The organism is Bacillus cereus group sp. BceL291, from assembly GCF_051776705.1.
Classification (GTDB): domain Bacteria; phylum Bacillota; class Bacilli; order Bacillales; family Bacillaceae_G; genus Bacillus_A; species Bacillus_A cereus.
The window spans coordinates 1-23993 of the sequence record NZ_JBPWAP010000026.1 but is presented as its reverse complement, the minus strand read 5'-3'; the positions used below and the strand labels follow the sequence as shown (position 1 = coordinate 23993).

The window sequence follows — 23993 nt, the reverse complement described above, 5'->3', positions numbered from 1 at the left end:
ATGTCTCCGCTTTTAGTAATTTTCCAATTAGCTTACGTAAGATCTAATTACATCTCCTTATTTTCTTGAAAATCAACTTCTATAATGATTTTGAAAAAGAATAAGGAGGTATTGTCCATGAAGCGATTTGTATTAGCAGCCGTTACTGTCTCTGTAATATTTTTAATTGCTGCCTGTTCTGTGACGACAAATACAACAAATGATCATAAAAATATGAATGATAACAAAACACTACAGACTGAAACAGCTAGAACACCATTGAAGGTTGAAAAAGGACCAGAAGTTACTTTAATAGCGAAAGAAGAGAAGCAAAAATTAAGTAACGGTGTTATTGTTCCAGTCTGGACATTTAATGGCTCATCTCCTGGTCCAGAAATTCGGGTGAAAAAAGGTGAAAAGGTGAAAGTGACATTAAAAAATGAATTATCTGCACCAGTATCTATTCATTGGCATGGATATCCTGTCCCAAATAACATGGATGGAATTCCGGGCGTGACACAAGATGCAGTTGAACCAGGAAAAAGTTTCACTTACGAATTTGAAGCGAACGTACCAGGAACGTACTGGTATCACTCGCATCAAGATTCTGTAAATCAATTAGATAGAGGTTTGTATGGAGCGCTCATTGTAGAAGATACAAAGGAAAAATATGATAAAGATTACACATTAATGTTGGATGAATGGGTTACAGATAAAGAAGAAATTAAAAAGCAGTTAAAAGAAGTGACAAAAGGGCAAATAGGTAATAAATCTAAAGGTGATGAAAATACGAAAAAGAATGATGATAAGAACGGCATGGATCATTCTGGTATGGACATGGGCAGTGATCAAAAAGACTCTGGCAATATGGCAGGAATGGACCATGGAAATATGAAGATGGAAGGGCATGATATGAGTATGTATGATTTATTCACAATCAATGGAAAAAGCGGTGATTTAGTAGTGCCATTGAAAGTGAATAAGGGAGATAAAGTTCGTCTTCGACTTGTTAATGCTGGTTATCTATCACATGATATACATGTTCACGGTCATGATATAAAAGTAATTGCGACAGATGGTCAACCAATAAACGATCCAAAAGTTATAAAGGATAAAGTAATTTCAATCGCACCGGGTGAACGTTATGATATTGAATTTACTGCTAATAAAACTGGGAAGTGGTATGTTGAGGACCATTCAAAAAATAAAGGTGCAAAAGGAATGAAAGCTGTTATTGAGTATGATGGCAGCAAAGAGATGAAAGATAAAGCAGATGAAAAGGGAAAATTAGCGAAATTAGATATGACGAAATATGGTGCTAAAAAATTAGGTAGTTTCACGTTAAATCAAGAGTATACTGCCACATATAATATGGACTTAAATACGCAAATGAATGAAAATGAAATGGTATATACAATTAACGGAAAGGTATTTCCGGATATTGACCCAATTCAAGTGAAAAAGGGTGATTTAGTAAAAGTGAAATTGGTAAATCGTTCTAAAATGGATGATCACCCAATGCATTTACATGGTCACTTCTTCCAGGTGTTGAGTAAAGATGGAAAACCGATAGAAGGTTCTCCAATTGTAAAAGATACATTGAACTTAAAACCAGGAGAAGAATATGAAGTAGCCTTTGTAGCAGACAATCCCGGTGAGTGGATGTTCCACTGTCACGACCTACATCATGCTTCAGCAGGGATGGTAACGGAAGTGAACTATACAGATTATAAATCTGACTATGTTCCAAACCAAAACATTCCTAATAAGCCAGAATAATAGGAAGCAGTTATCCTATGGATAGCTGCTTATTCATTTTTGTTGCAAGTACTAATTTATATGTTGATTATGCCCAGGTGAAGGTGCAGGAGTATGATCTGGGAATGTCGCGAATACGGCAACGATAATTACTACACTAATTGAAAGTAATAACAAAAAACGCTGTTGGATAAAAGTAGAAAAGTTCTCCGATAACAATTGAATCACACAGGACATAGTAATCGTTATAGTAAGTAAAAGGCTAATGAACAATATACTATGAGCTTGTTGAGCGTTTAACATTTCTGTAATCATTGCTCCCATCATACTTGCCATTAATCCAGAGAACAGTCCTTCTAAAGCAGTATATAGGTGAAAACGTAGACCCACTAAAAAACCGATAAAACCACTAATTAAAATAGCAAGTAAAGTAGAATATAGTAATTCCCCCTTAAAGAGAATGCCTAAATAAAAACCAATACTTAAACCGATACTCATACTAAAAGACATAATAAATACCATATACTTCATTAGGGTACCCTTACGTTTAGAAATATTGGATGCAATAAGAATTGAGGTACAGCAAAGTGTTAAGGTAGTTAACGTATAAGCAAACATTATGATACCTCCTTGTCCTATCGTTCATTTCATCATATGTGTACTTATGATAATTTATATCTGCATATTATCTGCACAATTTCATAGATGTAAGCAAAGGAACGCTTGATTTTTTAGGGCGTCTTTTTTAATTGTAAGCATGTGAAAGAAATTGTTATATTATGAGTTTCTATTGTGAAGCCATAAAGAATAAGCGTATAATATTATAGGTCTCACATTTGCGAGACAAACCGCGAATGATAAATAAGATTGTTGTTTTATCATCGCTTCTAAACATATAGACAATGAAAGTAACACTGGAATACAGATAGGGAGTTATAAAATGAAATTAATTATTGCCGAGAAACCAGATCAAGGGTTGGCTCTTGTTTCACAGTTTAAATATCGCCGGAAAGATGGATATTTAGAAGTAGAAGCAAATGAGTTATTTCCAAATGGAGCGTACTGTACATGGGCAATTGGTCATTTGACGCAGTTATGTAATCCAGAGCATTATCACGCAGAGTGGAAAAAATGGTCACTTAATACATTACCGATGATTCCAGAGCGTTTTCAATTTGAAGTAACAAAGTCAAAGTATAAGCAATTTAACGTTGTGAAACAGCTGTTACATAATCCACAGGTAACAGAAATTATTCACGCAGGCGATGCTGGGCGTGAAGGGGAACTAATCGTACGAAATATTATTAATCTTTGTAACGTGCAAAAGCCTATGAAGCGTCTATGGATTTCGTCTTTAACGAAGCAAGCTATTTATCAAGGGTTTAAAAATTTACTTGATGAATCAGATACAATTAATACGTATTACGAAGCATACACAAGATCTTGTGCTGACTGGGTTGTTGGCATGAATGCATCACGTGTGTTTAGTATTTTGTTAAAGAAAAAAGGAATGAATGATGTATTTTCTGCTGGTCGTGTCCAAACACCAACGTTAGCATTGATTGTAAAGCGTGAGAAAGAAATTGAAAACTTTAAGTCAGAGCCTTTCTGGGAAGTGTTTGCAACCTTTAATATAGAAGGAAAGAAATATGACGGGAAATGGGAGAAGGATAATGAATCCCGCTTAAAAGACCCTGATATGGCGAATAAAATTGCGGCATTTTGCCAAGGGAAACCGGCTGTTGTGAAGGAAATGAAAACGGAGCGTAAAGAGTTTCAGCCGCCGCTTTTATTCAACTTATCATCACTGCAAGCAACGGCAAATAAAGCCTTTAAGTTTTCACCGAAAAAGACGCTTGATATAACGCAAGCACTCTATCAAAAAGGGATTGTTTCTTATCCACGTTCAGATTCTAACTATGTTACACAAGGAGAAGCAGCGACGTTCCCTGATATTTTACAGAAGTTAAGTCAATTTGATGAATATAAAGGCTTATTACCGGCACCAATTGAATCCATTATGAACAATAAGCGTTATGTGAATGAAAAGAAAGTAACAGATCACTACGCAATTATTCCGACAGAGCAAGTTACAAACCCAAGCAGACTATCCGGTGATGAAAAGAAAATTTACGATATGATTGTAAGAAGGCTCATTGCAGCTCATTATGAAGTTGCAATCTTTGACTATACAACAATCATTACGCTTGTAGATGAACGCGCTGAATTCATTTCAAAAGGAAAACAGCAAATTCAAGAAGGTTGGCGTAAAGTTATTTTCCAAGACGATAAAGATGACGAAACCATTCTTCCAATTGTAGCTGAAGGCGAAGAAGGAAAAGTTGTAAAGGTGAAAGTGAAAGAAGGAAAAACACAGCCACCGAAGCGCTATACAGAAGGACAACTTATTACGTTAATGAAAACAGCTGGTAAGTATTTAGAGAATGAAGAGCTAGAGAAGGTATTGAAGAAAACAGAAGGTTTAGGTACGGAAGCGACCCGCGCGGGTATTATTACGATGCTGAAAGACCGTAAATATATAGATGTAAAGAAAAACCAAGTGTATGCGACTGATAAAGGAAAAGTATTAATTACCGCAATTGGTGACAAAATACTAGCTTCACCGGAAATGACTGCGAAATGGGAACAACGTCTTGCGGAAATTGGTGAAGGTACAGCTTCACCAGCTACATTTATGGAACAGACGAAAAAGCTATCAGCTAAAATTATTGAAGACGCAGTGGAAATGTCTGAGAAGTGGGATTTCACGGGACTACATGTTGAATCGATTGAACGAAAAGGATCGAAATTTACAACGGGTAAAAAGGTTGGTAGCTGTAAAAAATGTGATGGCGATGTAATTGATAAGTCAACGTTTTACGGTTGTTCTAACTATAATACAACGCAATGTGATTTCACCATTTCAAAGAAGATATTAAGTAAAACAATTTCGCAAAAGAATATGACAAAGCTCTTAAAAGGTGAAAAGACTGATTTAATTAAAGGCTTTAAAAAGGGCGAGAAAACGTTTGATGCGAAATTAGAGTGGAAAGATAATAAGATTAATTTTGTATTTGAGAATTAATTTGTTAAAAGAGCATGACATAAAACTGTCATGCTCTTTTGTTTTTTCTTTTATATAAAATTTAACGATAAAAAAAATCCTTTAAATAATAATTTTTTATTGTAAAACGATAAATTTTGTATTAAAATCAAAATCATAATAAATGAGTGAGGTGCTTTTGTTAAAAGGTAACAACCTTATTTTTAAAATTAGAGGAGGTATAACTATGAATATTAACAATTTGATTGTTAAACATATGGATAACCCCCATGAGTTGGAGAAGATGTATAGAAAAGATCCGAAAGCTTTTAAAAAAGCATTCTCACAAGCATGGGACCAAAACCCTGATTCTCAAATTCTAGGTGCTTGGTATGAAAGGTTGCATTTCAAGGAGAAAGTAAATAAAGAAAAAACATCTTTGTTTCAAAAAGGTTTCTTATTCATGGGCCTTTTAGCTATTTTGGCCGGCATAAGCACCAGGATCATTTTCCACTTTGTTGAGCAGGAAGCAATTGCTCCAATAAACTTGGCTTTTGGTGTAATTCCCTTTATTGCTGCTTATTTTGTTTACAATAATAAGCCGAAAAAAAGTATTATTTATTCCCTTATAGCGTTATTCCTAGTTTCCGGGGTGTATCTTAATACATTGCCAATAAATTATAAAGACAGTACCATACTTGCTTATTTACATCTTCCTATATTTTTATGGGTCTTAGTAGGGCTTGCATTTACAGGAAATGAATATTCAAAAGGCAGTACAAGATTAGCCTATATTAAATTTAATTTAGAATATTGTCTTCTCTACGGGAGCATGGCAGTGAGCGGAATGATACTAGCAATATTCACCATGCGTTTATTTAGCTTTGTTGACTTAGATATAGGAGAATTCTACTTTAGTAATGTTGTTTTATTTGGAGCAGCGGCTCTCGCTATTGTGGCTGCATACTTAGTATCAATGAATCTTAAGCTTGCTAAAAATATTACACCATACATATCTAAAATTTTTAGTCCTCTCGTCCTGATCACGTTGCTTATCTATCTTATAACGGTAATTTGGGTCGGGAAAAATCCGTTCTTGGATCGCAATTTCCTAATGGCTTTCAACGGAATACTCCTTGGTGTATTGGCTGTTACTATATTTTCTATCGTTGAAAGTGACTCGGACGAGAAAAAGAACATTTCAGATTATATAAATTTTTCTTTAATTTTTCTGGCACTTATTATTGACACTGTTGCATTGTCAGCCATCGTATTTAGACTTTCATCTTACGGGACTACACCTAATAGACTAGCTGTTTTAGGTGTAAACATACTGATCTGGGCAAATCTAATTTGGATTATGTTTTCCTATATGCGTTTCTTGCAAAACAAATCAGGACCGACAGCTATTCAAGATGCCATTACGAAGTATTTGCCAATCTACGGACTTTGGGCAGCTTTCGTTATATTTACGTTTCCTATCATTTTTAATTAGAAAGGATCTGTTAATGTAACGAAAAGTTAATTCTCTATAACATTTTTAGAGCCCATCGATTTATAATGGGTATTATTATGTTTGTAGTTTCGGTAATTTCATTTGTAATGATAAATAAGAAATAAGTGTTGTATGTAATTTTTCCATAATAAAAAACGTCCCAAAATGGGACGTTTTTTATTATGCGTATTGCCGTTTTTTCTTAATAAGCAACAAAACTTGTGACACACAAGCTAGTACCGGTAACTCAATCAATGGTCCAATAACGAGTGCAAGTGCGATAAGAGGTTCGTCTGGAAAAGCGGTTACAGCGATAGCGAGTGCAACAGGTGAGTTTCTTGCTAACGTTGTTAAGCTTAGACTTACTGTATCTTTGTAAGATAAATGCATCATGCGCCCGATAAATTGTCCTAGTAAAAAATTGATGATGAAGAACAATAGAACAGGAACGAGTAATAATAAAACAACATTCATATTTTGTAGTAAATATTTACCTTGTGATGCAAACATCGCTACTATTGCTAAACTTAAAAATACAATTTGAGCAGAGCTAAAAAACGGAATGAGTTTATTCTCGAGAGATTCAGCTTTTTTCATTTTATTCATAATGAATTTTGTAGCGTGTGCAAGTATAAATGGTAAGACGATTACGATAACAATACTTTCTACTAAAACAGAAACCGCTACAGTTTTCATGACACCAGCAAATAAAAATAAATAAATGGGAAGGAGCAGTACTTGCAAAATTAAATTTACAGGTAAAATTGCAGTAGAAAGTGCTACATTACCTTTCGCTATTTCAGTAAAGATTAAGTACCAATCTGTACATGGAGTAACCATTAACATTATAAATCCAACCCAAAGTGCTGGATGATCGGAAAGAAATAGTGCCCCTAACCCCCAAGCGAGTAAAGGTGTCCATAAGAAGTTAATAGTAAGACTTGTTCCAGCAAATTTTAAATTGCGAAATCCTTTTTTTATTTCTTTTAATGGGATGCTGAGGAATAATCCATATAGCATGAAAAATAAGAAGGGGACAATAAATTTGTCTGAATACGTATGTATCATATTAAATTGTCCGAGTACGATGCCGCATGTAACAGCAAAAAGAATAATAAAAGTTTGAATCTTTTCTATAGTGCTCATGAATAAATCCTTTCTATATATGAATTTTCCTCTCTAAGTTTATTATACAAGTAATAAAGATGTATTTGGTGTTCAATTGTATCTCGCTTAATATTTTTAAGCCGAGATTTTATTTTTTATTAAAAGTTACTTGACTAAAGTAAGTTACTATATTACAATCACTTACATAAGGTAATTAAATAACAAAAAGTTGCAATGGCGTAACTTAAGGTATCTATTGGAACTTTTTCTTAGAATAAGAATTTTTATGATGATGAATAATGAATATGAAAAGAAAGATTAGGTGAAGAAAATGGGACTATTTAGCTCATTATTTGGTAAAAAAGAAGAAAATAAGAATGTAGAGGGGAATAAAAAAATGTCAAAAGTATTATTTGTAAAAGCAAACGATCGTCCAGCGGAGCAAGCAGTTAGTTCAAAAATGTATGAAACATTTGTAAGTACTTATAAAGAAGCAAATCCAAATACAGAAATTACGGAATTAGATTTATTTGCATTAGATCTTCCTTATTACGGAAATATCGCGATTTCAGGTGGATATAAACGTAGCCAAGGTATGGAGTTAACAGCTGAAGAGGAGAAGGCAGTTGCTACAGTAGATCAATATTTAAATCAGTTTTTAGAAGCTGATAAGGTTGTATTTGCATTCCCATTATGGAACTTTACAGTACCAGCACCATTAATCACATATATTTCATACTTATCTCAAGCTGGAAAAACGTTTAAATATACAGCAAATGGCCCAGAAGGTTTAGTTGGTGGTAAAAAAGTAGTTGTGTTAGGTGCTCGTGGTTCAGATTACTCTTCAGAACAAATGGCTCCTATGGAAATGGCAGTTAATTACGTAACAACTGTACTTGGATTCTGGGGAATTACAAATCCAGAGACAGTTGTAATTGAAGGACACAATCAATATCCAGATCGTTCACAACAAATTGTTGAAGAAGGTCTAGAAAACGTTAAAAAAGTAGCAGCGAAATTTTAATTTATGATAGTAAATGGAAAAACCAACATGGATGACCGTGTTGGTTTTTTAGTCTATTTTTCATGTTAAAAAATGTATATTTATAAAATAAAAGAAAAGTTCGAAAATAGTATTGCAAAATATTATATAGCAAACTATAATGAATTCAAGAATAGTTGATGCTTAAATTAAATATTCAGAAAATTCAATTAGTTAAAATTGGAAAATGAGATAAGGAAACTTGAATGGGGGTTATATTATGGCGAATAAAGTACCGTTTTCGTTCATAGTAGTTATTGGATTAATGTTATTTGCACTATTTTTTGGAGCGGGAAATTTAATTTTTCCAGCGATGCTTGGTCAATCAGCTGGAGAGAATGTATGGATTGCTAACGCTGGATTTTTAGTAACTGGTGTTGGATTACCATTACTAGGTGTGCTAGCATTTGGTTTTTCAGGTAAAGATGATTTGCAGTCGTTAGCTAGTCGTGCTCACCCAGTGTTTGGGATTGTGTTTACAACAGTTTTATACTTAGCGATTGGTCCGTTATTTGCAATACCAAGAACAGGAAATGTTTCTTATGAAATTGGTCTTAAGCCGTTTATGCCAGAAGGAGTAGGTTCTACACCTTTAATTCTTTTCACAATTATATTCTTTAGTATCACTTGTTTTTTTTCGCTAAATCCCGCGAAAATTGTCGATATTGTTGGAAAAATCTTAACGCCAATTAAGTTGACTTTCATCGGTATTTTAGTAATCGTTGCTTTTATACATCCGATTGGAGATATGCAAGCACCAGTGGAAGCTTATACATCACATGCATTCTTTAAAGGATTCCAAGAAGGATACTTAACGATGGATACGCTAGCATCATTTGTATTCGGGATTATCATTATCAATGCTATTAAAGAAAAAGGTGCGAAAACGAAAACACAAATTATGGTCGTTTGTGCAAAAGCGACAATTATTGCAGCATCTATTTTAGCAATTATCTATACAGCACTTTCTTATATGGGTGCTTCAAGTGTTGCAAAGCTTGGACATTTAGAGAACGGCGGAGAAGTATTAGCGAAAGTTTCTAACTACTATTTCGGATCATATGGCGGAGTATTATTAGGATTAATGATTACAGTAGCTTGTTTAACAACTAGTGTGGGACTTGTATCAGCATGTTCTTCATTCTTCCATAAGTTATTCCCAAATGTTCCTTACAAAGCAATTGCAATTACGCTATGTGTATTTAGTGCAATTGTTGCAAACGTAGGATTAACACAATTGATCGCAGTTTCTGTTCCAGTATTAACAGCAATTTATCCACTAGCAATCGTATTGATTTTCTTAACATTCTTCCATTCATTATTTAAAGGAAGAGCTGAAGTTTATCAAGTAAGCTTAATCGTAACATTTATCATCAGCTTATTTGATGGATTAAGTGCAGCTGGAGTTAACATTGAAGTAGTAAGCCAAGTGTTCACTAAATTCCTTCCGATGCAGGAAGTAGGATTAGGCTGGATCTTCCCAGCGATTATCGGTGGATTTATCGGATATGGCATTAGCATTTTAAAAGTGAAAAACCAAGTTCAACCAGCAACTAGAGCGGATAAGAAAATAGGTTAAATAAAAAAAGTTATAGACTTGTTTCTATAGCTTTTTTTGTTACTATTAATAATGAGAAAAAATAAAGTAGTAGGGGAAATAAAATGAAAAAAACAATTGATCATATCGGAATCGCAGTTCGAGATATAGATAGTACGATACGTTTTTATGAAAATGTGTTACTAGGAACTTTAATAGATCGTTACGTAAGTGAAGCTCCTGGTGTGGAAAGCGAAGTAGCCATTCTTGAAGTGGATGGAGATAGAATTGAATTACTTGCACCGACAAATAATACGACATCTCCAATTGCCCGTTTTATTAAACAAAAAGGTAAAGGTGTTCATCACGTTGCGTATCGAGTAGATGATTTAGATGTGGCTTTAGAGGAATTGAAAGAACAAGGAATTCGAACGTTAGAGCATACACTTCGGATTAATAAGCACGGTAGAAGATTAATATATCTTAACCCAGCGGATACAGAAGGAACGATTATCGAGTATTGTGATTATCCGGAAGAGAAATAGAAGAAGGATATTTTTAAAAAGGTGTTACGTTATTACGTAACACCTTTTTATTTATGCATTTCACATTTTCTTCACAAATGATTCACGATAACTTTTCTTCTTTGATAACTTACATAAATATATTTTATGATATAATAACAATCGACTTTAAAAATGTAAGTTGTATCTATCGTGATAGTTACTATTATATTAGAAGTTTAGAGGTGGAAGAGAAATAAGAGTTATACTTTATAGAAGTTTATATTTAATCAGGTTAATATTTCGCCCGAGAATCAAACTTCGGAAGTTAAAGTAATGAAAATAGAGCGATGAGGAAGAAAGAAGTGAAATGAGTGTGAAAGTAATGAGAAGATTAGGGACATGGTTATTACTTGCATGTGTGCTTATCATATTGATACCGAAAAGTGCATCTGCTCATGCGTACGTTGTGAAATCAAACCCTATGGAAAATGAAACGTTGAAGAGAGCACCATCTGTTGTGAAAATTGAATTCGATGAGGACATACAAGTTTCACGTTTTAATACATTGTACGTGAGAGATACATCAGGTAAAAGAGTCGATTTAAAAGATGCTCATATTGATAAAAAAAATAAAAAACTATTAGAAGCCGGATTAAAAGAAAATCTCAAAAATGGTCTCTACTCTATTCAGTGGAAAGCTATTTCAGCTGATGGACATCCAATTCAAGGGGTTATTCCATTCCATATTGGATTAGCAGAAGCGGGAACAGACGATGTACAAGTGGAAGAGATGGGGTATGTCCCGCAAATCGATATGATTATGGAACGTGGAATTTTATATGCGAGTTTCTCGCTATTTTTAGGAGTTCTCTTCTTTAATCTTATTATGTATAAAGGGAATGCAACCTCGGTTCGATCAAGGAGTAAGAACATAATATGGATCTCCTTATTTGGGATATTTATTAGCTTGTTATTCAACCTACCATTGCAAGCGAAAATAAATGCTGATGTTTCATGGCTAGAAGCATTCAATCCTTTACTATTAAAAGAAACATTACAGCTTTCTGTTTTTGGTTATGTATGGATTACTCAAATGGTTCTCATTAGTACGCTTATAATTGTTACGTATTTTGCGGTGAAGCATGAGAAGTTTTCGTCGTTTAAAGTATGGAGTATTCCAATACTATTGTTTATAGGGCTACTTGTTATGAAGGCCTTTAATAGTCACGCATACGGTTTAAAGTTTAAAAACATTGCTGTCGTTATGGATTTTCTACATTTATTAGCAGCTTCATTATGGGTTGGTGGTTTATCATCTATTATTCTTCTTTTACGTAAAGAGGATAACAAGTGGCATATGTATTGGGATATGATTAAGCGTTTTTCACCGTGGGCAACAGGTGCTGTCATCGTGATTTTAATAACAGGCCTTTTTAACAGTACATTTTTTATTCCAACAATCCACTCGTTATTTGATACGAAGTATGGATTGGCTTTATTAACAAAGATACTATTATTTATTTTCATGGGGATATTGGGAATTATTCATTATGTGAAAGGGAGAATGCGAGCGCAGCAAGGATTAGGAGCTACGGTGAAAGTAGAGTTTGTCATTGGAATTATCATTTTCGTAATCGTAGCTTTTATGACAAACGTACAAACACCACCGATGCCTCCTACTGGACCATTTACAGAGAGTAAGCAATTAGATAATGGATATGAACTTACGCTAAATGTAAGTCCGAATAAGGTAGGACAAAATAAATTCCATATTACACTAAAGGACGAAAAGGGACAGCCTGTTACTGATATGGAACAAATGATATTGACGACTCAATCATTAGATATGAACATGGGAAAAGGTTCATTTAAAGTTTCAGTAGTTTCACCAGGAGAATATGAAGCAGAAGGTATGTATATTAATATGACAGGAAACTGGAATATACATGTTCATGGATTAACAAAATCTCTTGATAGTTTCGATACAAATTTTAAATTTATTGTCGGTGGCAGATAAAAAGAAGCTATGTATGAAAAGGAGCTAATAGAAAATGAAACGTATAAAAAAATTAGGAACAACAATGATCGCAACAATTATTGCAATGGGAATGTTTTCGTTACCTGTTAGTGCGCACGTCACTGTAAAACCAGCAACTTCTGACGTTGGTTCTTGGGAGACATATACGATAAAAGTACCAGTTGAAAAAAATGTAGCAACAACAAAAGTTACACTGAAAATACCGTCTGGAGTAGAGTTCCAGCAGTATGAACCAGTGCCAGGATGGAAAGTTGAGGAGCAAAAAGATACAGCTGGAAAAGTTAAAACTGTAGTATGGGAAGCAACAGGAGAAGGGATTTTACCCGGTCAGTTCCAGCGATTTACTTTCGTCGCTAAAAATCCGGATAAAGAGCAAAAAATAGCTTGGGACGTATATCAACAATATAAAGATGAAGAAATTGTTGAATGGACAGGCGATGAAAAAGCTGAAAAACCGCATTCACTTACTACAATTGCAAAAGGTACGTCATTAACAGGAGAACATGGTGAAGTGTCTAGTGTAGAAAAAAATGAAGGTACTAGTAATATGCAATTGATAGCAATTGTCTTATCTATTTTTGCCATAGTATCGTCGGTAAGTGCGTGTGTTTTTGTAGTACGTCGTAAAAAGTAAGACGTAAGAAAGAGCCTACAAACAGTAGGCTCTTTCTTACGTTTATTCCAATTCAACTTGCTGCCTTACAGCAAGTGTTTTCGGTTTTATATTTACAAAACAAATACTCACAACAATAAATAATAGTCCGATGAATAAGCTAATGGTAATAGCCTCATGTAAGAAAATTGAACTTACAATAATAGCTATTAGTGGAATGAGGAATGTATAAGCCCCAACTTTACTTGCTTCACCAGCTCCAACAAGTGTGAAGTATGCAAGCCACCCCATTGCAATAACAAAGAATGAAATAAAGAGAAGTACGCTAACAAATGGCATACTCCAAGCGATACTAGACCAGCTTTCAAACTCTGAACCAAATCCAATTAAGCAAAGACCACCAATAATAAGCTGAAGTGTTACCATCCAAATGGCATTAACACGGTGACCAGTCTTCTTAATGAATACTGTGCCAAGTGCCCAGCCAATAGCGCATCCTAACGCGAGAAGGATTCCAATAACAGAAATATGTCCTGTTAAACTGCTTGAGCTAATAACGCCTACACCAATAAATCCGAGAACAAGCCCGAAAATTTTCAAGCCGTACATTGATTCTTCAAGCCATATCCACGAGAAAATACCGAGTAAAACTGGTTGTAGAAATACAATGGCGGAAAATAACCCAGCAGGCATATATTGAAGGCCGACAGTTTGTAATCCGTAAAATATAATGATGTTAAGTAAGGAAGAAATAACGTATAAATGCCACGTTTCTTTTAAATGTAACTCTTTGTATTTCGGTAATGCGAACAGAAGTAAAATGAATCCTCCAATTAAAGTTCGAACGCCTGCAAATAAAACAGGTGGTGTATAATGCAGGGCAAACTTTGATAAAGGCCAATTGATTCCCCACATGAAAACGAGAAAGGTAAGGATGATGGCCGTCTTAGTTCGAGAAAGCTGTGTCACTGAAAGACCTCCTTGTTGTTATTCATTTCACTATGATATGATATCGACTGTAATAAATAAAATGAATCTTTTTTATGAGGAGTATAAGTGATTAGTTATGACCATTACACAACTGCAAGTATTAATAAAAACTGTTGATTTAGGTAGTTTTACGAAGGCTGCCAGGGTGTTAAATATGACGCAGCCAGCTGTTAGTCATGCGATTTCAAGTATTGAGTCAGAGTTAGGAGTTACGATTCTTATACGTGATAAACGAAAAGGGCTACTCGTTACGGATGTAGGAAATAGGATTCTTGTACATATTAGAGAGATTTTGAACGGTGTAGCGAAGATTGAACAAGAAGTTGCGATGGAGAAAGGACACGAAGTTGGGACGATTCGAATTGGGAGTTTTCCGAGCGCTTCTGCACATTTCTTACCCAAAATGATAAACCTTTTTAAGGAAAAGTATCCGAACTTAGAAGTAGTTCTTTGTGAAGGGACGATTAAAGAAGTTGAAGATTGGTTAGTATCGAGGGTTATTGATATAGGGATTGTTATTTTGCCTAATAAAGATATGGAGATTGTTCCATTAACGAAGGGGAAAATGGTTGCTATCTTAAGAGAGGATCATCCTCTCTGTAAGAAGGACGCTCTTACAATTTGTGATTTAGAGAATGAACCGATCATATTATGTAAGGGTGGATACGAACCACCCATTATTGATATGTTTAAACAAGCAAACGTACCACTTCGGGCTGAATATGTAATTTCGACAGTTACTACAGCTTTAAATATGATTCAAGAAGGATTGGGCATTGCAATATTAGCTGAATTATCTTTAACGAATTTACCAAAAAATGTGCAAACGAGAGAATTGGAACCACAAGTATGGAGAGAAATTGCTTTAGCTGTTCCTTCATTAAAGGATTCTTCAATCGCTGTGCAGCTATTTATTGAAGAATTTCAATCGCTATTTGCAGAATAAAAAGAGGTGTCTCATATATCATAATGGGACACTTTTTAATTTACTTATAAAAAATCTATGAAAAGGATTGACTTATTTTTAGTTGTAACTATAATGATTACATCGAGGTGGTGATTACGATGAAAATTAGTAGCCGCTTTTCCATAGCTGTTCATATTTTATCTATTTTGAAAAACAATCCATCTTCACTTTGTACTTCAGACTATATGGCTGAGAGTGTTAATACAAATCCAGTAGTCATTCGTAAAATCATGTCGTACTTGAAACAAGCTGGCTTTGTTTACGTAAATCGTGGACCCGGTGGCGCGGGATTACTAAAGGATTTATATGAAATCACATTGTTAGATGTGTATCATGCAGTGAACGTAGTCGAAGAAGACAAGCTATTTCATATTCACGAGAAACCGAATCCAGATTGTCCAATTGGTGCGAATATTCAAGCGGTGTTAGAAATTATTTTAATTCAAGCACAATCCGTGATGGAAGAAGTTTTGAGAAATATTACAATGGGGCAGTTGTTTGAAACTTTGCAAGAAAAAATGAATGCTTAAATCATATTTATATTTTTTTGTCATTAATGTAACCAATTTGATTACAACAATAAAGGTAAGGTGTAAAAGTTATGACTGTAAAAATGAAAGTATACTCAGATTTTATATGTCCGTTTTGTTTTTTAGCAAAAGGTCCATTAGATGAGGTAGCGAAAGAGAAAGATGTAGAGATTGAATGGATGCCATTTGAATTACGTCCAAGTCCATATTCAAAAATAGATCCATGGAATGAACCAGAAAAATTAGGTTCATGGGATGCTTTCATTCTTCCGACAGCGAAGAAGTTAGGAATTGATATGCGCTTGCCACGTGTTTCACCGCATCCATATACACATTTAGCTTTCGAAGGATGTCAATTTGCGAAAGAACGTGGACTAGGTAATGAGTATCATCACCGCGTATTCACAGCATTTTTCCAAGAAGAGCAAAACATTGAAGATATTGATGTGTTAACAAAATTAGCGGTAGAAGTAGGACTTCCTGAGGCGGAATTTAAAGATGCTTTAGTAACTCGTAAATATAAAGAAAAGCATCAAGAAGCAATTCAACACGCATATGATGAAGCGAATATTATGGCTGTTCCAACTGTCATGATTGGAGATGAAGTCATTCAAGGGCTTGCTAGTAAAGAAACACTAGAAAGGGTCATTGATAAAGAAATTGAAAAGGATAAAACAAATTCATTTGAAGGTATGCAATGTAATACCGATGGATATTGCTAATTCGCTTGTTATGAAATAACAAAATAAATTATAAAACAAACATTTGGAGGAATTAAAATGTCAGCAACTACAACAAACTTAAAAGAAGCAATCGTGAACCGCCGTTCAATTCGTAAAGTAGCAAAAAACGATGCAATTACGAAAGAAAGAATTGAAGAAGTGTTAAAAACAGCTTTACACGCACCAACATCTTTCAATATGCAAAGTGGTCGTATGGTTGTATTAATGGATGGAGAGCATGAAAAGTTTTGGGATATCGTTAAAGAAACACTAAGAGCCCGCGTACCAGCAGAAAACTTTGAAGCGACTGTAGAAAGACTAAAAGGCTTCCATGCAGGTGTAGGAACAGTTCTATTCTTTGAAGATCAAGCAACTGTAGAAAAAATGCAAGAAAATGCCCCATTATATAAAGATCAGTTCCCATTCTGGTCTCATCAAGGAAATGCGATGTTACAACATACTGTGTGGATGCTATTATCTTCTGAAGGAATTGGAGCGTCATTACAACATTACAACCCAATCGTAGATGCTGAAGTGAAAGAAACTTGGAACATTCCGGCAGAGTGGAGCTTAGTAGGTCAAATGCCATTTGGTGAACCAAACGAACAACCAGCAGAAAGAACGTTCTTACCTACTGAAGATGTAGTGAAATTTTATTAAGAAATACAATATGTAACGAGAAGGAAGCTGTGCTTAAAAACAGCTTCCTTTTTTGTAGTGGTGTTAATTTATGCGTATTTAGGGAAGAAATATAAGAAATAATACGGTGAGAAGGGAATTAGAAAAATGAATGATGAGAAAAAATATACAGTGGTAGGTACTGATGTTGAGGAAGTAAAGCGTTTAAATAAAAATTCAGGGTTAACGTATAATCAAGCGAAAGAAATGTTAGCAAAGCAAATGCAAAAAAAGAAGTAATTAGATTGAAATCTTTCATTTTTTCATTTAGCATTTTGATTGGAGAGAGTTAAGTAAAAGGTAACTCTCTTTTTTGTATAGCTAAGCATCTTATAGAGTGGAGGAAGCAACATGAAGAAATGGGTAAAGGTAACGCTGTCTATCACTGGAGGCATTGTCTTATTAGCGTGTGCTGGTGGATATTACGTGTATAAAAATTATTTTCCAAAGGAACCTGAGCGTATTGTATATGATAAAGAAAGAGTGCTACAACCGATACATAATCAGCTTAAAGGAATCAATATAGAAAATGTAAAGATAAAAGAAAAAGAAGTCGTAAATGCGACTGTAGATGAGCTTCAAAAAATGATTGATGATGGAAAGTTGTCATATGAAGAATTAACGAGTATTTATCTCTTTAGAATACAAGAACATGATCAAAATGGAATAACATTAAATTCTGTTACAGAGATAAATCCTAATGCGATGGAAGAAGCAAGAAAGTTAGATCAAGAGCGGGGTAGAAACAAAAATTCGAATTTATATGGTATTCCTGTCGTTGTAAAAGATAATGTACAGACGGAAAAAGTGATGCCGACTAGTGCAGGAACTTATGTATTAAAAGATTGGATTGCAGATCAAGACGCAACAATTGTGAAGCAGTTGAAAGAAGAAGGAGCATTTGTTTTAGGAAAAGCGAATATGTCTGAGTGGGCGAACTATTTATCTTTTACAATGCCAAGTGGGTATAGCGGGAAGAAAGGACAAAATTTAAACCCGTACGGTCCGATTACATTCGATACTTCAGGATCAAGTTCAGGATCTGCTACAGTAGTTGCAGCAGATTTTGCACCGCTTGCAATTGGAACAGAAACGACGGGATCGATTGTTGCACCAGCGGCGCAGCAATCAGTAGTTGGGTTACGTCCATCTTTAGGTATGGTAAGTAGAACAGGAATTATTCCGTTAGTTGAAACTCTTGATACAGCAGGACCTATGGCAAGAACGGTAAAAGATGCAGCAACGTTATTTAATGCAATGATAGGTTATGACGAAAAAGATGTTATGACAGAAAAAATGAAAGATAAAGAAAGAATTGATTATACAAAGGATTTATCGATAGATGGATTAAAAGGGAAAAAGATAGGGCTTCTTTTTTCTGTAGACCAACAAGATGAAAATAGAAAAGCAGTAGCAGAAAAAATTAGAAAAGACCTTCAAGATGCAGGTGCGATATTAACTGATAATATCCAGTTAAGTGCTGAGGGTGTAGATAATTTGCAAACATTAGAATATGAGTTCAAGCATAATGTAAACGACTATCTTTCACAGCAAAAGAATGTACCGGTAAAATCGTTAGAAGAGATTATAGCGTTTAATAAAAAGGATAGTAAAAGACGAATAAAATACGGACAAACATTAATTGAAGGGTCTGAAAAATCTGTTATAACGAAAGAAGAGTTTGAAAACGTAGTGCAAACGAGTCAAGAAAATGCAAGAAAAGAGCTAGATAGGTATTTAGTAGAAAAAGGTTTGGATGCTCTAGTTATGATTAATAACGATGAAGTTCTTCTATCAGCTGTAGCTGGTTATCCGGAATTAGCGGTTCCTGCTGGATATGATAAAAATGGAGAACCAATCGGTGTAGTGTTTGTAGGGAAACAGTTTGGTGAAAAAGAGCTTTTCAATATTGGATATGCGTATGAACAGCAGTCTAAAAATAGAAAATTACCTAGTTTATAAAAGATTATATGAAAAATAACTGGAATCCACCGAAATATGTTGGTGGATTCCAGTTAAACGAATCTAACAATATGAAAAGAAAAAAAGGATTCTTCTCAATTAGTAAGAAAGATTGTCTATAGGAGTTCATAAAATGTAATATATTCAATTTCCATCCATTGAAGGGGGAGGTTAATTCTTAATGAATGAAGTAAAGAGTTTTTTTCGAAGTAGAGGGTTTCAACGGTTTCTCGTTTTAATAATAGTAGCGCTTGTATTATACGCATTAAAAAGTATGATTAATTTAATATTAATTACGTTTATACTGACGTTTTTAATGGATCGATTTCAACGTTTTATTTCAAGAAAATTGAAAGTAAACCGGAAAATTGTTATTGCATGTTTATATATAATACTAGTTTCCTTTATAGGCACAACGTTATATAAATATTTACCTGTGCTGACGATACAAATTTCACAATTAATTTATCAGTTTAAACTATTTTTTCAAAATCCACCTGATAATGAAATCGTTAAATATGCACTTTCGACAATTAATGGGATGGAAGTATCAAAATATATAGAACAAGGTGTAGATGTCATATATCAATCAATAGCAAATATAGGGAAGGTAAGTTTACAAATATTATTATCTCTAATTTTAAGCTTATTTTTCTTATTAGAAAAAGAGCGTATTATTACATTTACATCTAAGTTTAAAGATAGTAAGTTAAAAATCTTTTATGAGGAAATTGCATATTTTGGTGAAAGATTTGCAAGATCGTTCGGAAAAGTAATTGAAGCTCAGTTTTTAATTGCCGTTGTAAATTGTATTCTTACTGTTATTGCATTAATCGTTTTAGGATTTCCACAGCTACTTGTATTAGCTGTTATGATTTTCTTACTAGGCTTGATTCCTGTTGCAGGTGTGATTATTTCTTTGTTTCCACTTTGTATCATTGCTTACAACGTAGGCGGAGTTATGTACGTAGTATACATACTCGTATTCATAACAGTAATCCATGCTCTTGAAAGTTATTTTTTAAATCCGAAGTTTATGTCTGCAAAAACAAATTTACCAATATTCTACACATTTATGATTCTTATCTTCTCAGAGCATTTCCTCGGAATATGGGGGCTTATTATCGGGATACCAATCTTTATCTTTTTATTAGATGTACTTGATATAAATAATGAGGATGCGACTAAAAAATAAGAAATGATAGAAAATCACAAAAAGTCATAGGAGATAATGAAAATAAAAAGCAATCCAAAATAAATTGGATTGCTTTTTATTTTCATTAAAGAACCGGAGCCATTGTTTCTTTCAATACTTGAACAGAGTGATCGAATTTTAATTCTTCATCTTCACTTAATTCAACTTCTAAAATTTCACGAACACCGCCGCGATTTAAAACAGCAGGTACCCCTATATAAACATCTTTTTGACCATATTGCCCTTCTAAGTAAGCTGATACAGTTAATACACTATTTTCGTCGTTTAAAATTGCTTTTGTAACACGTAGAAGTGACATGCCGATACCATAATAAGTTGCGCCTTTACGCTCAATAATATGGTAAGCTGCATCACGGACGTTTATGAAAATTTTGTCTAAATCTTCTTGATTATACGTGTTGTCTTTTTCAAGCAGTGTTTGTAGTTTTTGGATACCAACGGAAACATGGCTCCAAACTGGAAGTTCAGTATCGCCGTGTTCTCCGATAATATAAGCGTGAATGTTGTGTGGACCAATATCGAAGTACTCACCTAACATATAGCGGAAACGAGCAGAATCAAGCGTTGTACCAGAACCGATTACACGTTCTTTCGGTAAACCAGATTCTTTCCAAGTTACATAAGTTAAAATATCTACAGGGTTTGTTGCGATTAAGAAGATGCCATCAAATCCGCTATCCATAATACTGCGAACGATTTGTTTAAAGATTTTGGCGTTTTTCTCAACTAAATCTAAACGTGTTTCGCCTGGCTTTTGTGGTAATCCAGCTGTAATAACTACAAGGTCAGCATCTTTACAATCTTCGTAGCTGCCTTTCCATACTCTAGTTGGAGCTGGTGCGAATGGAACAGCATGACTTAAATCCATTGCTTCTCCTTCAGCTTTTGCCTCATTTACATCGACTAAAACAAATTCTTCAGCTACGGCTTGGTTAATCATGCAGTAAGCATAACTACATCCAACTGCTCCTGTTCCTACTAATACAACACGGTTAATACCTTTTTTCATTTCAAAATTCCTCGCAATTTCATTGGTTTTGTTATGTAAGATAATACGTCTTACTTCTATAGAGTCATATCTAGTTTATTACATTTTATAAAAGATATTCAAGTATTTGAAAATGTATCCGTGCAAATCTGCGAACAAAACATAGGAATTCAGTGAACCGAATATAATTCAGTAAAATCCTTTGTAAAAGGGGAAATGGTATGGGGAACCCATTAACAATGGAAGAAATGCTTCATATTATTCATGCAGGGCTTGTTAAAAAGAATAACCCAAAACGGATTACGATTGCAGGTGCAGGGATTTCTGGATTAGTTGCAGGTTCTTTATTAAAAGAGGCTGGGCACGAAGTAACGATTATAGAAGCAAATAACAGAATAGGTGGCAGAGTGTATACGATTCGGGAACCATTTAGTGTGGGTTTATATTTTAATTCGGGACCGATGAGAATCCCTGACACCCATAAGTTAACCTTAGCGTATATTCATAAATTTAAACTACCTTTAAACCTTTTTATAAATAAAACTTTTGCAGATATCATTTATACGAATAACATTCAAACGAGATTGAATGTGTTTGAAAATGATCCAAGTGTACTTGAATATCCGGTTTTGGATAAAGAAAGAGGAAAAACGGCAGAAGAGCTAATGATTGAGGTATTAGAACCAATACTAAATTATATTAAGAAGGATCCTGATAAAAACTGGCTTATCGTTGAAAAAAAGTATAAAACGTATTCGCTTGGTTCATTTTTAATGGAGTATTATTCAGATGGTGCAATAGATATGATTGGGGTACTTCTTGATATGGAAGCTTATATGGGAATGTCCTTAATTGAAGTATTACGTGAAATGATTTTCTTTACTTCAACAACGAAATATTATGAAATAACTGGTGGAATGGATAAGTTATCGAATGCATTCTTACCACAATTAAGGGAACATATTTTAATGCAGTATAAGGTTGATAAAATTATACAAGAAGATAATAAAGTAATGTTACAAGGAAATCATGAACAAACGTTAGAGCAATTTACAATAACAAGTGATTTTGCTATTATTACAATTCCATTTTCAGCGTTAAGGTTTGTAGAAGTTCAGCCATACTATTTATTCTCTTATTTTAAAAAAAGAGCAATTCGTGAATTAAATTATATTGCTGCAACTAAAATTGCAATAGAGTTTAAAAGTAGATTTTGGGAGAAAGCGGGACAGTGTGGAGGTAAATCTATTACTGATTTACCGATACGTTTTACATACTATCCGAGTTATGGCATTCATACTCCAGGACCAGCTATCGTTATAGCAAGTTATACGTGGGCAGATGAGGCGTTAACATGGGATAGTCTCCCGCAAAGAGATCGTATTCGTTACGCATTAAAAAATTTAGCGGAAATATACGGTGACATCGTCTATAGTGAGTTTGTCACTGGAACATCTTTTAGCTGGAGTAAAAATCCGTATTCTTGCGGTGCATTTACAGCTTTCGAACCAGGCCAAGAGCTTGAGTTATTTCCGTATATTACACCACCATCTGGAAAAGTACACTTTGCAGGAGAGCATACGACATTAACACATGGATGGATGCAAGGGGCAATTGAGTCTGGAGTTAGAGTTGCATATGAAGTAAATGAACAGTGAATCTCTTATATTTACAAATGGTCATTCTTTTAATAAAATGATAAATATAAATCGTAATTATTACGCTTTGAATACATTTGAAGTAAAGAAATGGATGGTCGGTTGAATGAATAAAGTGGAGATTCATATATTAGGTGGTTTTTTAGGTAGTGGAAAATCAACATTATTACAAAATTTATTGTTAGCAGAGAAAAAGAAGAATAGAAAAGTTGCAGTATTAATGAATGAAATTGGTGAATACTCGGTAGATACAGATATTATTGGAAAAGAGAATGTTTTAAGAGAACTTCTTAAAGGATGTATTTGTTGTACATTAAAAGAAGAGCTTGAAATACAATTACATTCGTTATACCAACAAGAAAGACCAGATGTAATTTATATAGAAACGACAGGTGTTGCGCATCCAATTGAAGTGTTAGACGCGTGTGTCTCGCCAATTTTAGCTCCTTTTCTGGAAGTGAAATCAATTGTAGTCGTTTTAGATGCAGTAAGGTGGTTAAACCGAAGTATATTAAGTGCAAATGTACAACAGCTATTGCATGAGCAACTTAAATTTGGTAGTCACATTCTTGTTAATAAAGCAGATTTACTAACAGATGAAGATAAGAACACAGTATTTGAAGAAGTAAAGGCAATAAATGATCATGCGAAAATGTATGAGACAAAGTATTGTAATATATCTTTAAAAGATATAGAAGAAGCAGAATTTCCAAATGATGAGGAACATGAGACACTACATGTCAAACAGCATTTACATATACAAACGATGACATATCAATTTACGAAACCGATTGATCAAGACAAATTATATGAATGGCTTTCGAATTTACCAGATAGTATTTATCGAGTGAAAGGTTTTGTGAAATTCCGTGGAGATAAATACCCTCACCTATTCCAATATTCGTTCGGAGTACCAACTTTATTAGAACAAGACTTCGGTTTCCCGACAAACTTAGTAGTAATAGGAGAAGGACTAGATAAGAAACAATTGGCTGAAGGGTTAGAGAAAGTAGAACTTAACTCTAATTAAGGTGAAAAGACTAACTTAAAAAATGAACTGAACCCAAAAAATTAGACAAATATATTAAGCAGCTACTAAGGATTGAACTCTGTATTGCACAGGGGACAATCCTTTTAGTTTTGTTTTAATTCTTTTGTGATTGT

General features: G+C 34.2%; 22 protein-coding genes. 17 read left to right on the top strand and 5 right to left on the bottom strand.

Features of this window, described 5'->3' with window-relative positions; all coding sequences use genetic code 11:
• Window positions 1-117 precede the first annotated feature (117 nt).
• A complete protein-coding gene (locus ACS2CR_RS17380) occupies window positions 118-1758 on the top strand; it encodes a multicopper oxidase family protein (RefSeq protein WP_053514131.1) in 1641 nt (546 codons plus the stop codon).
• A gap of 51 nt (window positions 1759-1809) precedes the next feature.
• Here the strand turns inward: ACS2CR_RS17380 and ACS2CR_RS17375 are convergent, their stop codons facing one another.
• Entirely contained in the window at window positions 1810-2355 is a 546-nt protein-coding gene (locus tag ACS2CR_RS17375) for a hypothetical protein (RefSeq protein ID WP_053514129.1), read from the bottom strand.
• A 322-nt stretch (window positions 2356-2677) separates the two neighbouring features.
• On the opposite strand from ACS2CR_RS17375, the gene topB reads away from it, so the two are divergent.
• Entirely contained in the window at window positions 2678-4822 is a 2145-nt protein-coding gene (gene topB / locus ACS2CR_RS17370; protein ID WP_000766764.1) for a DNA topoisomerase III, read from the top strand.
• 205 nt (window positions 4823-5027) lie between these two features.
• Entirely contained in the window at window positions 5028-6275 is a 1248-nt protein-coding gene (locus ACS2CR_RS17365; RefSeq protein ID WP_053514127.1) for a DUF4153 domain-containing protein, read from the top strand.
• Window positions 6276-6455: 180 nt separating this feature from the next.
• Here ACS2CR_RS17365 and ACS2CR_RS17360 read toward each other — a convergent pair whose 3' ends face one another.
• Window positions 6456-7421 (bottom strand): arsenic resistance protein, encoded by a 966-nt coding sequence (locus ACS2CR_RS17360; RefSeq protein ID WP_153602573.1) that lies wholly within the window; start codon window positions 7419-7421, stop codon window positions 6456-6458.
• 292 nt (window positions 7422-7713) lie between these two features.
• Here ACS2CR_RS17360 and ACS2CR_RS17355 point away from each other — a divergent pair, with 292 nt between their 5' ends.
• From ACS2CR_RS17355 to ACS2CR_RS17335, 5 genes are all read left to right on the top strand, one after another.
• A complete protein-coding gene (locus tag ACS2CR_RS17355) occupies window positions 7714-8406 on the top strand; it encodes an FMN-dependent NADH-azoreductase (RefSeq protein WP_000522502.1) in 693 nt (230 codons plus the stop codon).
• Window positions 8407-8644: 238 nt separating this feature from the next.
• Entirely contained in the window at window positions 8645-10003 is a 1359-nt protein-coding gene (brnQ, locus tag ACS2CR_RS17350) for a branched-chain amino acid transport system II carrier protein (protein WP_001284783.1), read from the top strand.
• A gap of 83 nt (window positions 10004-10086) precedes the next feature.
• Window positions 10087-10506 carry a VOC family protein gene (locus ACS2CR_RS17345; RefSeq protein ID WP_000750850.1) on the top strand — a complete coding sequence of 140 codons (420 nt, stop codon included), beginning with the start codon at window positions 10087-10089 and terminating at the stop codon, window positions 10504-10506.
• Between the two features lie 328 nt (window positions 10507-10834).
• Window positions 10835-12484 carry a copper resistance CopC/CopD family protein gene (locus tag ACS2CR_RS17340; protein ID WP_053514125.1) on the top strand — a complete coding sequence of 550 codons (1650 nt, stop codon included), beginning with the start codon at window positions 10835-10837 and terminating at the stop codon, window positions 12482-12484.
• 34 nt (window positions 12485-12518) lie between these two features.
• Window positions 12519-13139 (top strand): YcnI family copper-binding membrane protein, encoded by a 621-nt coding sequence (locus ACS2CR_RS17335; protein WP_053514122.1) that lies wholly within the window; start codon window positions 12519-12521, stop codon window positions 13137-13139.
• 42 nt (window positions 13140-13181) lie between these two features.
• Here the strand turns inward: ACS2CR_RS17335 and ACS2CR_RS17330 are convergent, their stop codons facing one another.
• Complete coding sequence (locus ACS2CR_RS17330; protein ID WP_053514120.1) at window positions 13182-14087, bottom strand: DMT family transporter; 906 nt, start codon at window positions 14085-14087, stop codon at window positions 13182-13184.
• 97 nt (window positions 14088-14184) lie between these two features.
• Between ACS2CR_RS17330 and ACS2CR_RS17325 the strand changes: the two genes are divergently transcribed.
• From ACS2CR_RS17325 to ACS2CR_RS17295, 7 genes are all read left to right on the top strand, one after another.
• On the top strand, window positions 14185-15054 hold the full coding sequence (locus ACS2CR_RS17325; protein WP_000156749.1) for a LysR family transcriptional regulator: 870 nt from the start codon (window positions 14185-14187) through the stop codon (window positions 15052-15054).
• A gap of 119 nt (window positions 15055-15173) precedes the next feature.
• Window positions 15174-15605, top strand: a complete 432-nt coding sequence (locus tag ACS2CR_RS17320; RefSeq protein ID WP_153602572.1) for an Rrf2 family transcriptional regulator — start codon at window positions 15174-15176, stop codon at window positions 15603-15605.
• A 71-nt stretch (window positions 15606-15676) separates the two neighbouring features.
• Window positions 15677-16327: a DsbA family oxidoreductase gene (locus ACS2CR_RS17315; protein WP_000216673.1), complete on the top strand. Its 651-nt coding sequence runs from the start codon at window positions 15677-15679 to the stop codon at window positions 16325-16327.
• A 57-nt stretch (window positions 16328-16384) separates the two neighbouring features.
• Window positions 16385-16987: a nitroreductase family protein gene (locus ACS2CR_RS17310; RefSeq protein WP_001277012.1), complete on the top strand. Its 603-nt coding sequence runs from the start codon at window positions 16385-16387 to the stop codon at window positions 16985-16987.
• Between the two features lie 126 nt (window positions 16988-17113).
• Window positions 17114-17245: a hypothetical protein gene (locus ACS2CR_RS17305; RefSeq protein WP_053514117.1), complete on the top strand. Its 132-nt coding sequence runs from the start codon at window positions 17114-17116 to the stop codon at window positions 17243-17245.
• A gap of 111 nt (window positions 17246-17356) precedes the next feature.
• Entirely contained in the window at window positions 17357-18967 is a 1611-nt protein-coding gene (locus ACS2CR_RS17300; protein WP_000759473.1) for an amidase family protein, read from the top strand.
• 181 nt (window positions 18968-19148) lie between these two features.
• On the top strand, window positions 19149-20162 hold the full coding sequence (locus ACS2CR_RS17295; protein WP_001006597.1) for an AI-2E family transporter: 1014 nt from the start codon (window positions 19149-19151) through the stop codon (window positions 20160-20162).
• A gap of 85 nt (window positions 20163-20247) precedes the next feature.
• On the opposite strand, the gene ACS2CR_RS17290 is transcribed toward ACS2CR_RS17295, so the two are convergent.
• Window positions 20248-21192, bottom strand: coding sequence for an L-lactate dehydrogenase (locus ACS2CR_RS17290; protein WP_000715321.1), 945 nt, complete (start codon window positions 21190-21192; stop codon window positions 20248-20250).
• A 200-nt stretch (window positions 21193-21392) separates the two neighbouring features.
• Here ACS2CR_RS17290 and ACS2CR_RS17285 point away from each other — a divergent pair, with 200 nt between their 5' ends.
• Window positions 21393-22829, top strand: a complete 1437-nt coding sequence (locus ACS2CR_RS17285) for a flavin monoamine oxidase family protein (RefSeq protein WP_053514113.1) — start codon at window positions 21393-21395, stop codon at window positions 22827-22829.
• A gap of 106 nt (window positions 22830-22935) precedes the next feature.
• On the top strand, window positions 22936-23859 hold the full coding sequence (locus tag ACS2CR_RS17280; protein ID WP_001044941.1) for a CobW family GTP-binding protein: 924 nt from the start codon (window positions 22936-22938) through the stop codon (window positions 23857-23859).
• Between the two features lie 54 nt (window positions 23860-23913).
• Here the strand turns inward: ACS2CR_RS17280 and ACS2CR_RS17275 are convergent.
• Window positions 23914-23993: IS3 family transposase (locus ACS2CR_RS17275; RefSeq protein WP_131229404.1), on the bottom strand; the 80-nt coding region annotated here is incomplete at its 5' end.